Source organism: Bradyrhizobium sp. WYCCWR15520 (assembly GCF_056174665.1).
This window is the reverse complement of the sequence record NZ_JBWBWM010000038.1, coordinates 1-15,246: the sequence shown is the minus strand read 5'-3', so window position 1 is coordinate 15,246 and position 15,246 is coordinate 1. Positions and strand designations below refer to the sequence as shown.

Sequence of the window (15,246 nt, the reverse complement as noted above, 5' to 3'; positions counted from 1 at the left end):
AACTGACCGTGGGGATAAGCTGCGCGAAAGATGAGGGTGGGCCCCTCGGGATCGGCTTTCAGGAGCAGGTCCCAAACCAGTCCAAGCTGCTGCGTTCAAAAGGCGTGGTGGTGAGCGTTGGATCAAAAGTCCGAATGGAATTCGGGCAGGTGAGCATTCGAGAGACGAGCGTGAGCAAACCCTCGGTGACGCGCCGAAAGGCTTTAGACACTGCCAAAACCGGAGGCGCTCGCATCCTCTGGGATAAATCTGTCGGTTACCTGGGTACTGGACAGATAGCAGTCGGCGTATAGGGGGCGTGAAGCGGATGCAGGCTTTCGTGTGGAACTGCAGGAACCAGTCCCTGGATGCCAAGGGAGAAGCTGAAGCGGCCAAAACTGCGAGGCGAGAGTACCGAAGCCAGGGCCTGGGGCGGACCGACCCGTACGAGCGGTGAAGGCCCCGTAATCGGGCCGGAGCAAAGGGGTCGGGTCAGGACAAATCGTATTGACGTACCAACTGGAAACAGGATGACGACGACGATCACGACAAACAAGCCGTTTCATATCGATAAGAAACGTGTGTACGAGGCTTACAAAGCGGTCAAATCCAATGCGGGTTCGGCCGGTGTGGATGGACAGACGATCGAGCAGTTCGACTCCGACTTGCAGAACAATCTCTACAAGCTGTGGAATCGGATGAGCTCGGGAAGCTACTTTCCGCCACCGGTGCGCGCCGTCTCCATTCCCAAAAAGGCTGGAGGCCAGCGGATTTTAGGTGTGCCAACCTTAGCGGATCGAGTGGCCCAGATGGTTGTCAAACAACTCATTGAGCCGGACTTGGACCCAATATTTTTGGCAGACTCCTATGGCTATCGGCCGGGAAAATCGGCACTCGATGCTATCGGCGTCACGCGCAAGCGGTGCTGGAAATACGACTGGGTTCTCGAGTTCGACATCAAAGGTCTGTTCGACAACATCGACCACGAACTTTTGCTACGGGCTGTCCGGAAGCACGTGACGTGCAAGTGGGCGCTGCTCTACATCGAACCTCGCCTGGCGGAATGCCGGCTTGAGATGCACCCCACCAAAACCAGGATTGTCTACTGTAAGGACAGCCGGCGGAAGGGGAGCTATTCGAACGTCTAGTTTGACTTCCTTGGCTACTGCTTCCGGCCGCGACGGGCAAAGAACTCGCAAGACGCCTCGGTGTTCTGCAGTTTTCTACCTGGGGTCAGCGCTTCGGCGCTGAAGTCTATGCGGGCGGCAATCCGGGATTTGAACCTCCGAAGACGGACCCATGTGTCAATGGCTGACATCGCTCGGCAGCTCAATCCACTCCTGCGGGGGTGGATTGAGTATTACGGTCGATTCACGCGGGCGGCTCTGGGGCCAATCCTTCGATACGTCAATCAGACAATCGAGGCTTGGATGATGCGGAAGTTCAAACGCTTTATGGGTCGTAAGGCCAAGGCCGGCCGCGTTCTCGAACGACTATCTCGAGAACGTTCCGGGTTGTTCGCACACTGGAAGATCGGCATACGCGGCTCGTTCGCCTGATGGGAGCCCAGTGAGGCGAGAGTCTCACGCTGGGATCTATGAGAGGCCGGCGGTGAGATTCCACCGGCCTACTCGCCAAATCTGCCTGTCCGGTACGATGAGCGGGATGTGGAAACGGAGCCAAGGGTGAACCACTAAGGCACCGCCAGACGAAAGAGGCGGCAAACAGATATGTTCAGCCTACCGCCACCGCGCCACATCTCGACTCTACCCAACGATTGAACCGATTGTAGATCGTTGTGTAGGGACCATAGTCGGGCGGACAATCGCGCCAACGTGCGCCGCATTGAAGCATGTGAACGATACCGCTGATGATACGGCGATCGTCATCGCGGTCCGATCCGGTCTGGTTCGTCGGCAAATGCGGCTCAATCCGAGCCCACTGCTTGTCGTTGAGCCAGAACAGTCCCTTACGCATCGCATCCCCCGCGCCGAATCAAGTCAGCGCAAAGGAATCAGAGTTCATTAATTAGGTACAGACCCTAGTGACCGTGGACGATTGCGCGCACCTTCAGGACATCTATGACGGCCTCCGCAAGTTGCTCAGGCGTCTGATCCATGGTCCTGAGATGAAAATCGGGTCTCATCGGTATTTCGTAGGGTGCATCGATACCCGTGAAGTTCTTGATCTTGCCAGACTTCGCCTTCGAATAGAGACCCTTAGGATCGCGCCGCACGCATTCTTCAAGGGGCGTGTCGACAAAGATTTCGATGAACTCCTCCTTAGCAACCAGGTTCCGCACCATGTCTCGCTCCGCTCTGTAGGGCGAGATGAACGAGCAAATCACGATCAGGCCACCGTCGGCCATCAACTTGGCGACTTCGCCGACACGTCGAATATTCTCGACACGATCGGCCTCGGAGAAACCGAGGTCTCGGTTCAACCCATGCCGCACGTTGTCGCCGTCCAGCAGCATGGTGTGACACGACATTGCGAACAGCTTTTGATCGACGATGTTGGCGATTGTCGACTTGCCGGCACCGGACAGGCCGGTGAACCAGATGATGCAAGGCTTTTGATTCTTCAGGGCGGCCGCTCGCTCTTTCCCACTGAAAGCGGTTGCCGAGCAATATTGGTAGCCCGCCGCAGCGGGAACGCAATCATGCCGGCGCCAACGGTGCGATTGGTAAAGCGGTCAATGACAATGAACGATCCGGTCTTGCGATTGACCTGGTACGGATCGAAGGCCACGGGCAGTGCCGTCGCGACATTGCAGAAGCCGATCTCGTTGAGGCTAAGCTTCCTGGCTGCCAGGTGCTCACGTGTGTCGACGTCGATCCGATGCTTGATCGCGGTAATGCTACCGGCGACTCCGGTCCGAGTTCCAATGCGAAGGATGTAATTGCGTCCAGCAACGAGCGGTTCGTTGTCCATCCAGATCAGATGAGCCGCGAACTGGTCGGTGACCTCAGGTCGCTCGTTCGGCCGCGCCAGAAGATCGCCACGGCTGATATCGATCTCGTCTTCGAGGGTAATGGTGACGGCATCGCCAGCGTCGGCGCGGGGAAGATCGCCGTCCTGGGTCACGATTCGCTTGACGCGCGTGGTCCGTCCAGACGCTGCGACAACAATCTCATCTCCCGCCGAGATGCTTCCGGAGGCCACTGAGCCGGCATAACCGCGGAAGTCCAGATTGGGCCGATTCACCCACTGAACCGGAAAGCGGAAAACCTGGCTCGCGACGTCGGATTGAATATCGATTCTCTCCAAATAGTCGAGCAGGCACGGGCCGTGGTACCACTTGGTCTTATCGGACTGGTTGATGACGTTGTCGCCGTACCGGGCGGAGATCGGGATCGGAACGACCGAGGTGAAGCCAAGACCGGCAGCAAAGGCCATATAATCGCCGACGATCCGATCAAATCTCTCCTTGTTGTACGTGACTAGGTCGATTTTGTTCACTGCCAGCACCACATGGCGGATGCCTAGCAGCGAGCAGATGAAGGAGTGACGCTTGGTCTGGACCAACACGCCTTTGCGGGCATCGATCAGAATGATGGCGAGCTGGGCGTTCGAGGCGCCAGTTGCCATGTTGCGGGTGTACTGCTCGTGGCCGGGCGTGTCTGCCACCATGAACGATCGGCGCAGGGTGGTAAAAAAGCGATATGCCACATCGATCGTGATGCCTTGTTCCCGTTCAGCTTCAAGCCCGTCAACTAGCAGAGCAAAATCAACATCATTGCCGGTGGTGCCGTGCTTGGCGCTGTCGCGTGCCAGCGCAGCGAGCTGATCCTCGTAAATCACCTTGCTATCATGCAATAGCCGTCCGATCAGCGTCGACTTTCCGTCGTCTACCGAACCACAGGTGATGAACCGCAGCTGGTCCTTGCCGGCCTGGACACGGTCGATTGTTGCCTTGGAAGGCATCAAAAGTAACCTTCCCACTTCTTCTTCTCCATCGAAGCGGCTTCATCGGTATCGATCAAGCGTCCCTGGCGCTCAGATACGGTCGCAGTGTGCATTTCCGCGACAATGTCCTCAATTGTGGTCGCGTCGGAGTCGATGGCCCCGCTCAGCGGATAGCATCCCAGCGTGCGAAAACGGATCATGCGCATCTCCGGCGTCTCGTTGGATTGAAGACGCAATCGTTTGTCGTCGACCATGATCGTTGCGCCGCTTCGCCGCACCACGGGTCTTGGCTTTGCGAAGTAGAGCGGGACGACCGGGATCTTCTCGAGCATGATGTATTCCCAGATGTCGAGCTCGGTCCAGTTCGACATTGCGAATACACGCATGGTTTCGCCCTGGAGGAGTTGGGTGTTGAAGAGGTTCCAGAGCTCCGGCCGCTGGTTGCGGGGATCCCACACGTGCCCGGCTGAACGGAAGGAGAAGATCCGTTCTTTCGCGCGGCTCTTTTCCTCGTCACGTCGCGCTCCACCAAACGCAGCATCGAACTGATAGAGATCGAGCGCCTGCTTCAGGGCATCGGTTTTCATCACCCGAGTATGAAGAGCTGAGCCGGAATCGATTGGGTTAATCCCGCGCTCAAGGCCCTCCTTGTTCACATGGACGATGAGTTCGACGCCTAGCCGCTTGGCCGTCTCATTCCGGAAAGTGATCATCTCGCGGAATTTCCAGGTCGTATCGACGTGAAGGAGGGGAAACGGCAACTTCGCGGGATAGAACGCCTTGATTGCGACGTGCAGCATGACACTCGAGTCTTTACCGATCGAGTAGAGCATAACCGGATTCTTGAACCCGGCGACTACCTCACGCATGATCTCGATCGACTCAGCCTCGAGGCGACACAGATGTTTCGGCAGCATATGGTTCTTCTTTGATACAGAATCGTTGTTCGTTAGATGCCGTTTGGCGCAGCGCTTCCGCTTGGGGTCCGATAATCCTGCCGCAGCAGCAAGCAGGACCGCACGACCGGAAGCCGCTTTGCTGCATATCGGTGCTAGTCAGGGGTATCTTGCACCGCGTCTCCGTCCATCCCCGCTTTGGTGTTACGACTGGGAGCTGGCGCCATAGACCGATCCAGCCGAGGGCATTCCCTCCTCAACAAGACCAATAATGACGGTGTGCTCGAGTTCTTGAGCTGCCAGGATCAGCCGCTTTCGCTTGCTCGCAAAGCTAAGGCCAAGTCGAGGATTGGCTCAACTGTACGAAGATGAACGGGCCGGCATAAAAAGGTTGGGAAAATTATACGGAGGTTTATTGGTAGTAAATGCCTACGCGACGTGAGCGACACTTGTCGCCCCGCGCCCGCAATGCTGCTTGCGTAGAGCATCGAACAAGCTGGCCCCGTACGCCTCGGTTGGTGCTCGGCTTACAAATGAGAACATCTCTTAGAGCGACGACAAAGGTTGATAGCCATCCTGATATGCCCGAGTTCTCTAGAGCGTGTTCTCCTCTGCGGACTGAGATGTTCGAGCGTAAACGTGGCGGCGCTGCCTTGTTTCTTTCCTGCCGGATGAGATAGCTGCGCTCGGTTGCCTAGCGCTAGAAGGACCTGCGGAGATGGTTCCGGAATCTGGCGACGCGGAACAGCATTTGGCCCGCCAAACGCGACATTCTGTTCTCTCCCGATCGCGGCGGTGGAGTGTTCTTGTTTGGTCGCGCAGGCGATAGCCGTCGCGAACGGTCCGGACCATATGGAGGCGATGGAGTAGGTGATCGAGCGTTGCAGCCGTCGTGCCGATCGTCCGCGGAGGCGTCCTGCCGCGCCTAAATTCAACTGGCTAGTCAGGATGATGGATGGTCGCAGGCTTGTTGCTGTGTTGGAAGAACAAGTTGGTGTTTGTCGACGGAACGGCGCAACCGCACGCGTCGAAGACGACGAGGCTTTTGGTGGTTGTCACTGCACGATCGTGCGGCCTGCTGTGAGGAGCCAAAGACGCCACGTTTGGTCATTTCAAAGAAGTTGGAAGCTGCGGTTACATTAGGTCTCGTTGACAACGCAGCGGCGATACACCTGCCATTGCGCGATGCCTGGGTAGCAGTGCCAGCTCTCATCCATCCACTGGAGCAGATCGATTTGCAAAGTCAATGCGATCCTTACTATTGGATGTGGTAGGGGAGGCTGCCTGCACTTTGAGATACTCTGTTCGAGCAACGACCCGCGCAACCCACACGGCAGCTCGAACCATGAATCGCGACCAGATCCGTATATCTCAAGAGACAACAATCTGGTCATGAAAGCGCGATTGGCGGACTTGAGAACCGATGATGTGTGTGAGATCTCGCTGAGCAATCTGGATGTAAGCGAAGCCAAGCGCTTTCAGGATGATAGCATATGGGGCTACTTCGAGCGGTTGCGAATGGAAGATCCCGTTCACTACTGTCAAGCCAGCCCTTATGGTCCATATTGGTCCGTAACGAAATACCGAGATATCGTAGCGGTAGATACAAATCACAAAGCGTTCTCGTCGGAGCAGGGTGTCGCTATTGTCGACGTGCCTGACAAGCACTGGACTCAGAGTTTCATCAAGATGGGTCCTCCCAAACATGGCGAGCAGCGCCATACTGTAAGCCCGATCGTCGCACCGGAAAACCTGATTAAGCTCGAAAGCTTGATCCGCCGACGGGTCAAGACGATTCTGGGCAGCCTGCCGCGCAATCATGACTTCAATTGGGTCGACATGGTCTCCATCGAGTTGACAACGCAGATGCTGGCCACGCTCTTCGACTTTCCATTCGAGGATCGGCGGCTCTTGACCTATTGGTCAGACGTAGCTGTTGCAATCCCGAAAACGGGCCACGCGATCGACAGCTGGGATAAGCGAAGCACGATCTTGTCCGAGTGCCTGGAGTATTTCACGCGGCTTTGGAACGAGCGCATCAATGCCGAGCCACGCATGGACCTGATTTCCATGATGGCGCACTCGCCTGCAACTCGACACATGGAGCCGGGCGAGTTTCTCGGGAATCTGATTCTGCTGATCGTTGGGGGAAATGACACCACGCGTAATTCGATTACCGGGGGCCTCCTGTTCATGAACCAGCACCCCTCCGAACTGCGCAAACTACGCGATAATCCTGAGCTGGTATCGAGCGCGGTGTCCGAAATTATTCGGTATCAGACTCCCATCGCACATATGCGCCGCAACGCCGCGACCGATATAGTCGTAGGTGGGAAACAAATCAGGAAGGGCGACAAGGTCGTCATGTGGTACATCTCTGGTAACCGCGACGAAGAGGCCATCGAGAACGCCGACAGATTTCTGATCGACCGCAAGAACGTCCGGCAGCATCTCTCGTTCGGATTCGGCATCCATCGCTGCCTTGGTCGACATCTTGCCGAACTGCAGCTGAAAATCCTCTGGGAAGAAGTCTTGAACGCGCGGCTCGAAGTCGAGGTTGTCGGCGAACCCGATCGAATTGCGTCTAACTTTGTGCACGGTTATTCCGCTCTTCCTGTGCGGATTAAAGCTTAGGCTGTGATGCGCTTTGGCCGTCAGACCATGAAGATGAGGTTTTTCTGCGCCCGATCTGAATGAGCGGATAGCTTTCGTCGAAAATGAGGGTTTGGTCTTCGCGCCGCTATGCAGAACTCATTTTTCATTGAAAATGCTGCGCTCGTAGACCGATCGTTTGCATCTCCGCGACCGAGAGACGATAAAAGTTGGATCTACCGCCACTCCTGCACGCGTGGCAGCCCTCGCTTGCTCCAGAGAACCTATAGCGACGAGTGAAGCAGCCGACATAAAGTGTCCGATGGCGTAGCTGCGGTTTGCCTCAATGCACCGGTGAAACAAAAGGATTGCTTCATTATCCGCGCCAAGAAGCTGCTTTGCTAGTCCGATATTCGACATCCACCGATAGGTTCTGTTGTCGCGTGGGGAAAGCCGAATTGCTTCCTGGATCTGAGCTTCGGTTTCTAACCCGCGACCTACGAACAACTTTGACAAGCCACGCATTTTCCGATCGCCAATGCTGCACGGTTTTTGAACGATTGTACGATAGCCAAACACACGTGTGCCCATGCGTGCCGGGGCGACCTCGATAGGAGTTCGATAGAACGCATCTCGGCCGGGGCAAGATGCGCGCCGACGTCCAAAGTCCCGAGCTATCGTCCCCACAGCAATCGGATTGGCAATCTTTGGCAGCATTATCGCCGTGACGGAGTGTGGGGCCCATCCTCGTCGGGTGTCCGATAAAGGGCAATATCAGCAAGAGCACGGGCGAGCGCATCTATCACTCATCGGGGCAGGAGTATGATACTCAAACTCGGATTATCTGGCTCTCAGGCGAACGATGGTTTTGCTCGGAGGCAGATGCGCGGGCAGCCCGAAGCTGACAGCATTTGGCGTCTGAATCGGTCCGCAGCGGCGCTTTGCAGCAGCGTTATCGTCTACGGTGTCGCTTAGGCCGCTCGGCAATGCCGTCTTGCTCGGCAAGGAACGCCAAGCTCGCATGGAAGATGAAAGTTGCCACCAGCGGCTTCAGTTGGAAGTGTGGAGGATTGGCCAGATGCGTCAGAGCGCGCCCAATCAACTACCAAATTCAGCAATTGATGGAACTGGCGGACACATGGCAACAGCATCAAGGAACCCGCGCGGCGACCGAATCAAGGAGGTTGGATGCAACATACTAAAAGCTTTAATGCAACGCCTTTTCAGGATTGCGCGTCATTGCCAGGGATGGAGTGAAGTTTGGTCAAAGCAAGAGCGACGACAAAGTCGCGGGTTGGAAAGCCCACGCTTTCCGCTCCAGACGATGATCCCTATCTGTGGTTGGAACAGATCGAAGGCGCACGGGCGCTGAAATTTGTCGAGCGGCAGAATAGCAATACTCTGCAGGTGTTAGGCGGCGCCGCATTCGAGCGGGATCGCGATGCGCTGACCTCGATTTATGACCGACCGGACAATATCCCCTGTGTCAGCCGGTGCGGCGACTATCTCTACAATCTCTGGAAGGATGCCAATAATCCACGCGGCCTTTGGCGACGAACTACTCTGGAAGAATTTCGTACGCCGAAGCCGTCGTGGGAAGTTCTGCTCGACATCGATCAGCTCGCTAACAGCGAAGGCCAAGACTGGCTTCTGAACGGGACGGCCTCACTGGCCGGGGATCATAGACGGACGATTTTGAGTCTGTCGCGCGGCGGCAGCGATGCCGTCACCTTGCGTGAGTTCGATACAGACGCGAAGGCGTTTGTCAGTGATGGCTTCGTCTTGCCGGAAGCCAAGGGAGCGGTCGAATGGCTCGATCCCGATACGCTGGCGCTGTCGAGCTCGCATGGGCAGCGCATGGCGACGACCTCCGGCTATGCGCGCACGGTGAGACTGTGGCGGCGCGGTACGAAGGCGGATCAAGCGCCAGCGATCTTTAAAATCGCAGCCGATCATGTCGGAGTCGGTTGCAATGTTGACCACACCGTTGCGCCGCCGAGAATGTGGTTCGTCGATGGGGTGGACGCCTTCAATTTTGCCATCTGGCTCGGTGACGAATCCGGTCCCAAGACCAAAATCAATCTGCCAAGCAACATCTGGATGCTCCCCCATCGCGATTGGCTTGCCATCAAGCCGCGCGAGTCCTGGTCTGTGGCGGGGCGGACCTATGTCGCCGATACGGTGCTCGTCATCTCGTTGGCGGCATTCCTTGAAGGCAACCGTCAGTTCGAGGTTCTTTTCGAACCAGGCCCCCGCCGCGCTCTGCAGGGTTTCTTTTGGAGTGCCGGCAAGCTTGTGCTTTCCATTCTCAACGAACTGCGGCCGTTCTTCGAGATCTGCACGCCATCCGACAAGGGTTGGAGCCGCGCGCAGCTGCGCGGGCTTCCCGACAGCGGGGTCGTCGACCTCCGGCCCCTTGATTGCGATCCATCAGAAGACAATGGCGACCTGCTCGCCGGGAGCCAGGATCCGCTCACGCCAGCTTCGCTTATGCTGATCGAGAATAACGTCGCCAGTCCGACCGTGCTCAAGCAGGCGCCCAAGACCTTTAGCGCGGATGGGCTGGTGGTCACCCAACACGAGGCCATTTCGATTGATGGAGAGCGCATCCCCTATGTACAGACCGGTCCGGCCGACGAGACGGGCGATGCGCCCGTCTATATGAGCGGCTACGGCGGCTTTGGGATCTCCGTGAGGCCGTACTACAATTCAGCGCTTGGCAAGCTTTGGCTCGAGCGCGGCGGCACCACGGTGCAGGCGAATTTACGCGGCGGCGGCGAGTTCGGTACGCGCTGGCACGATGCCGGCCGGCTCGGTGGTAAGAAATTGTCGCACGACGACTTCGCTGCCGTTGCCGCCGATCTCGTGCGTCGTGGGGTGACGGTGCCGAAGCGGATCGCAGCCCAGGGAGGATCGAACGGCGGCATCCTCATCACCAATATGCTGACGCGCTATCCGGAACGCTTCGGCGCGCTGTTCTGCACGATCCCGCTGATCGACATGCGCCGCTACACCAAGCTTCTGGCAGGAGCAAGCTGGATTGCAGAATATGGGGACCCTGACAAGCTCGACGACTGGGAGTGGCTCAAGACCTATTCCGCGTATCATGCCGCCAAGCGCGGCCAAAAATACCCGCCGATCCTGATTGCCACTACGCGGCGGGACGATCGTGTTCATCCCGGACACGCGCGAAAAATGGCCGCGAAACTCCAGGCGATGGGCTACGAGGCCTATTTCTACGAGCCGGCGGCTGGCGGCCATGGTTACGGCCGGGACAACAGGGAGCGCGCCGGCTTCGAGGTGCTGGGCTTTCGATTCCTGAAGTGCAAGATCGGCTGGCTTGACGGCGAGGCTTAGGCCGGCGTTTGTTATCCGACAACCTCCGGCGCGATTGTTGCATAACATTTCAGCGGTAGGCGATTGGAAAGAAGCTCAGCTTGACCAGCCCTTTCTGAGGCCTACGCCGTCCAGCGGCAGGGGGCAGCCATTTGGTTGCGCAGCCGCCAATTTCGAGGCTGCAACCTCAACAACGATCATGGCGAGCCGGCTTGGCTGAGCTAGGCGCCCGTTCGCCCCACAAAGGAGAAACAAGATGAATCAGCGCGATGTCGCCGAAGTCAATCTTCACACCTACAAGTCTCGGATCCGCTGATTGGGAAATGCCAGCACTTAGTGAGGGAAGTGGCGATTCCCTATCAATGTGACGCGCTGAACGACCGCCATCCCGAAACGACACCGATCCACGCGGTAGAGAACTTCCGTATTGCCGCCGGACGTGCGAAGGGAGAGTTCTACGGCCCGGTTTTTCAGGACAGTGATGTGGCAAAATGGCTAGAAGCGGTTGCTTAGTCGCTGTGCCAGATACCCAATCCGGACCTGGAGAAAGCCGCCGATGAGCTGATTGAATTGATTGCGGCCGCCCAATGCGGCGATGGCTATCTCAACACCTATTTCATGCGAAGGCGCCTCAGGACCGCTGGAGCAACCTAGCCGAATGCCATGAGCTTTATTGTGCCGGGCACTTGATGAAGCGGGTATCGCTTTCTTTCTGGCTACTGGCAAACGACGCCTGCTGGATTCGTTTGCAAGGTTGCTGAACACCTCGACACAGTTTTCGGCCCAGACCGCGGTCAGTTACACGGCTATGATGGCCATCCAGAAATTGAACTTGCACTGACGCGCCTCTACGAAGTGACGCAGGAGCAGCGATATCTGACGCCAGCCAATTATTCGTGGAGCAACGCGGCACAGAGCCGCACTTCGATGACATAGAATACGAGAAACGCCGGCCATCTTGCCACGTCAGACCATCTGGCAGGCCCTGTTTGGTAGAAAATAAAGCCTATAGCCAGGCGCACCTGCCAGTTCGGAACAGCGGACCGCAACCGGTCATGCGGTACGGTTTGTATACCTCATGACTGCGGTCGCTCATTTGGCGCGTCTGCGCCAGAACCAGCAGCAACGCCAGGCTTGCCTGCGGTATGGCAAAACATGGTGCAGCGCCAGATCTATGTCACCGGCGGTATCGGCTCGCAAAGCTTCGGCGAAGCGTTCAGCAGTGATTACGATCTGCCGATCAATACAGCGTACGCGGAAAGTTGCGGGTCGATTGGCCTGATGATGTTCGCGAGCCGTATGCTGGCGATGGAAGTGGACAGTCGCTATGCCGACGTGATGGAGCGCGCCTTATACAATACGGTCCTGGGCAGCATCGCTTTCGATGAGCGCACTATTTCTATGTTAACCCGATTTCTATATTAACCCGCTCGATGTTCATCCCAAACCGCTGCGGTCAGATGGCATCTACAGTCATGTCACGGCGGTGCGGCAACGCTGGTTTGGCTGCGCCTGATGTCCGCCGAACATCGCACGCATTTTCACATCAATTGGTCATTACATCTATGCGCCATGCTCCGACGCGCTCTATATCAATCTCTATATTGGCAACAGAGTGGCGGTATCGGTCGGCGGGCATACGCTGCAGTTGCTCATGAGCGGCAACTATCCTTGGAGAGACGAGGTGGAAATCGGTGTGGAATCTACACAGCCAATCGTCCACACGCTCGCCCTGCGCCTGCCGGAATGGTGCAGCGCCGGAGACGACCCTGAACGGCGAACCTGTCAATTGCGAGTCGCGCAAGGGCTATTTGCATATTCACCGCACGTGGCGGCAGGGAGATCGGGTCAAACTATCGCTGCCGAGGGAAGTACGCCGCATATACGGCCATCCGCAACTTCGCAATTTAGCGTGCAAGGTGGCTATCCAGCGTGGCCCTTTGATTTGTTGTCTCGAAGAGGCCGACAACGGGACCGAGTTACACAACGTGTGGCTTCCTGGGGCCCGGTTGCAACACACGCATTCTGAAGAAAGCGCGCTTTATCATTAGGACAAATTGGCAGGACAGCTACAACCGCAGCGGCTGACATTCATTCCGTGGTTCAGCTGGGCTAACCGCGGCGAAGGCGAAATGCGGATTTGTATCAATGAGCTTTGACGCGAACGCCTGAGTGGCGCGTCAACCTGCGATCAAGTTTGGCCGTGATGATGCCGTATCGTCCCCGCATCGGAGCTCACCCTTGCTTTCTTGACGGGCGGACCATCTTGCAGTGCGCCAGCCGTGTTCGGATTATCTACGCTGGCTGTCCGATACTCAGCTAGATTGCCGCCCAGAAACAAGACCTCGGTCTCCTCGGTCGGTATTCCCCTCATCCAAACTCGCAATTCCTCATCTCCAGGAGCATGACCGCGCTCTAAAATGCCGTTGATTTTTTTGGTCGGCCAAGCGGTGACACTCGGTACCGTGTAGGTGTGTAACTTCTTAGCGTTCTCTGCAATTGCCTTTGCGCCGTGCTCGGTCTCGTCCCTTGAAAGGAGCAGTCGTGAGGGGTCCTCGCACAATGACACAAAAGCACTCTCTGTAACGCCTTGGGTGTGCAATGCAGCGAGGCGCGCCATATCAATTTCGTCCTCCCTTTCGTCGTCCGAGCAGATAGCGGCCTTAGCAACATGCGGGCTAGCGTGAGCACGCAAATCCGCTAAGGAACGCACATGCGCGATGGCACTCACCTCGTTATCTAGGAGCGGCTCGCAATCGATTTCCTCGTTCTGAAAACGATGTAGCGGCAGATACGATGATGCCAACACCTCCTCGAGAATGCGGTCGCCATCGATACTGCCCGCGGAATATCCGGTTGTTCTCGGCCACTGTGCTGTTCGCTGCTCAGCCAGCCTGATCTCGTTCCTGAGCGCCTCAACGTTCGCTCCGGCCAGTGATGCGGCAAGTTCGGCGCGCCCTCGGATGAACGATAGGGCTGGGCACCGTTCGCTTCCCTGGATAGCGCATCCCAGAGTGCCTTTCTTCATGATCGAGGGCGATCCAACTTCGGAATCTGTCAAAGCGGTGGCTGAATCAGACGTTTGGTGGATTGGCCGAACGTCACTTAGCTGCTGCTCAAATTTCGCTTGGCCCGCAGCCGGGTGTGCTGGTGACCTGGTTTGTCCGCTCAGGTCGCACGGCTGTTCCGGCGCCCGTTGATGCTGCCGCAGGAGACCGTAAGCTTGAGCGGAGTCTTCTGCCGTGTTCGGTGTATCGATATTCATTATGTTCCCCGCGAGCATAGGTCATCAGATCTTCTTTTTATAAGGGGGAGCGGCTTTCGAGAAGCTGACAAGTCAGAGAAGCAATGCCACTGACGCCCAAACTTTTCGACCGCTTCTCGCTCAGCTGCCATCACTGCGGAGGAGAGCGCCCCACGAACCTGCATCGGCGGCGCGGGTCCACCCTCAGCCCGCAACAGCACCACCACATGATGTCAGAGCCGTGCGGGCGAGAGGACTCTCTCGTCTCCAGTCGCGCTCGGCGTCGTGGCTCGCTGTGGCGCCTGTGCCCAGGCACCCGCAAGATCTATCGAGCTCAGCCGCAGCGCAAGCAGCGGACGGGCAATGCGGCATTGTAAAACGATGCGGAGAAGATCCGCGGATTGAAATCCAGCGGCCGGTGACCTTTTCTCCACTGGAAATTTGCTTCGCTCCAGGCCTGGAATGTTGACTTTTCTCTACGCGCGCTCAGTTGGGCGATGATAGTGCGCCGCAAACGATTTCGTCGCGGGGCTTTGCCGATTGCCCCTTGGTTGAGGTGCTCGCTTGAAGGGTTCTGAGGGAACTCCGCCGGTCGAGCACAATGAAGTGCATCGTGTCCAATGGATCCCCGCCATTATCGCTGCGTCATTATTCAATGGTCATTCCTCGATCTTGGGCTCAGTCTTCTCCAAAAATGCCAGTGCGGTCTTAATCTGCCGAAGTTGACGTCCGATCTTGGCTCGCTCGTCAGCGTCTTCGGTGACGCCCAGTTGCTCCATGAGCTTCTGTTTGCGCGCGAGCAAATTCTTGACGACTATGGTCACCGAAACAGCGCATTCGAAGGGCGGGGCCACCGGACGCTACCGAGCACGTGCAAAGTCCGCCCCATCACCGCCCCCCTCATGTGTCGTCTTGCATGAACGAAGCAAGCAGCGTGCCGATTTGAAAACTCGAGGTTCTACAGCTTCGTACTGGGTGTACGTAGCGTCAATTTTTAGACATTGGTCTCAAAGCTGATAAAGCGGCGCCGTTTGTGTCCGATTCTTCGCAAAGTTTGAAAAACGGTGGATGCACCGGGCGTCGGCAATGACCGGTGCCGTCTCGGCGCAGCAGCCTCCAGTTCACCGATGCGCCGCGGTACATATTGGCTCACGCTGATTGTTCTAGCAGGCTGCTGAAAAAGCTGATTGCAGGAGCGATTTTCTTGATCGGCGCGAGGATGCGGCGACTTCCGAGGTCTGAACGACGCCGTAGGCGGTGTCTCGGAGGCGATTTTGCTTCATTTTCGAT

The 15,246-nt window shown here is 57.0% G+C and carries 7 protein-coding genes and 5 pseudogenes; 7 read left to right on the top strand and 5 right to left on the bottom strand.

The genetic code is table 11. The annotated features are described in order from the left end of the window. Positions 1-509: 509 nt before the first annotated feature. A pseudogene (locus AC0QUY_RS33205) lies at positions 510-1,538 on the top strand (group II intron reverse transcriptase/maturase). A 211-nt stretch (positions 1,539-1,749) separates the two neighbouring features. Here the strand turns inward: AC0QUY_RS33205 and AC0QUY_RS33200 are convergent. The 3 genes and pseudogenes from AC0QUY_RS33200 to cysD form a co-directional block, all read right to left on the bottom strand. Further along, a pseudogene (locus tag AC0QUY_RS33200) lies at positions 1,750-1,956 on the bottom strand (transposase); the annotation flags it as partial. A gap of 64 nt (positions 1,957-2,020) precedes the next feature. Then, positions 2,021-3,906, bottom strand: a pseudogene (gene cysN, locus AC0QUY_RS33195) (sulfate adenylyltransferase subunit CysN). Further along, complete coding sequence (gene cysD / locus AC0QUY_RS33190) at positions 3,906-4,901, bottom strand: sulfate adenylyltransferase subunit CysD (protein ID WP_474416970.1); 996 nt, start codon at positions 4,899-4,901, stop codon at positions 3,906-3,908. Before cysD ends, cysN begins: the two are co-directional and overlap by 1 nt. Positions 4,902-6,176: 1,275 nt before the next feature. Here cysD and AC0QUY_RS33185 point away from each other — a divergent pair. The 6 genes and pseudogenes from AC0QUY_RS33185 (at position 6,177) to AC0QUY_RS33160 (ending at position 12,871) form a co-directional block, all read left to right on the top strand. Continuing rightward, on the top strand, positions 6,177-7,418 hold the full coding sequence (locus tag AC0QUY_RS33185; protein WP_161855660.1) for a cytochrome P450: 1,242 nt from the start codon (positions 6,177-6,179) through the stop codon (positions 7,416-7,418). 1,218 nt (positions 7,419-8,636) lie between these two features. Further along, positions 8,637-10,733 (top strand): prolyl oligopeptidase family serine peptidase, encoded by a 2,097-nt coding sequence (locus AC0QUY_RS33180; RefSeq protein WP_161855659.1) that lies wholly within the window; start codon positions 8,637-8,639, stop codon positions 10,731-10,733. Positions 10,734-11,057: 324 nt separating this feature from the next. Continuing rightward, a complete protein-coding gene (locus AC0QUY_RS33175; protein ID WP_202639134.1) occupies positions 11,058-11,225 on the top strand; it encodes a hypothetical protein in 168 nt (55 codons plus the stop codon). A 243-nt stretch (positions 11,226-11,468) separates the two neighbouring features. Beyond that, positions 11,469-11,648, top strand: a pseudogene (locus AC0QUY_RS33170) (beta-L-arabinofuranosidase domain-containing protein); the annotation flags it as partial. A gap of 198 nt (positions 11,649-11,846) precedes the next feature. Beyond that, entirely contained in the window at positions 11,847-12,137 is a 291-nt protein-coding gene (locus tag AC0QUY_RS33165) for a beta-L-arabinofuranosidase domain-containing protein (RefSeq protein WP_474416967.1), read from the top strand. Between the two features lie 103 nt (positions 12,138-12,240). After that, a pseudogene (locus AC0QUY_RS33160) lies at positions 12,241-12,871 on the top strand (hypothetical protein). A gap of 32 nt (positions 12,872-12,903) precedes the next feature. On the opposite strand, the gene AC0QUY_RS33155 reads toward AC0QUY_RS33160, so the two are convergent. Both AC0QUY_RS33155 and AC0QUY_RS33150 read right to left on the bottom strand, forming a co-directional pair. Beyond that, on the bottom strand, positions 12,904-13,977 hold the full coding sequence (locus AC0QUY_RS33155; RefSeq protein ID WP_202639131.1) for a hypothetical protein: 1,074 nt from the start codon (positions 13,975-13,977) through the stop codon (positions 12,904-12,906). A 638-nt stretch (positions 13,978-14,615) separates the two neighbouring features. Further along, complete coding sequence (locus tag AC0QUY_RS33150) at positions 14,616-14,810, bottom strand: hypothetical protein (RefSeq protein ID WP_475390281.1); 195 nt, start codon at positions 14,808-14,810, stop codon at positions 14,616-14,618. Positions 14,811-15,246 lie beyond the last annotated feature (436 nt).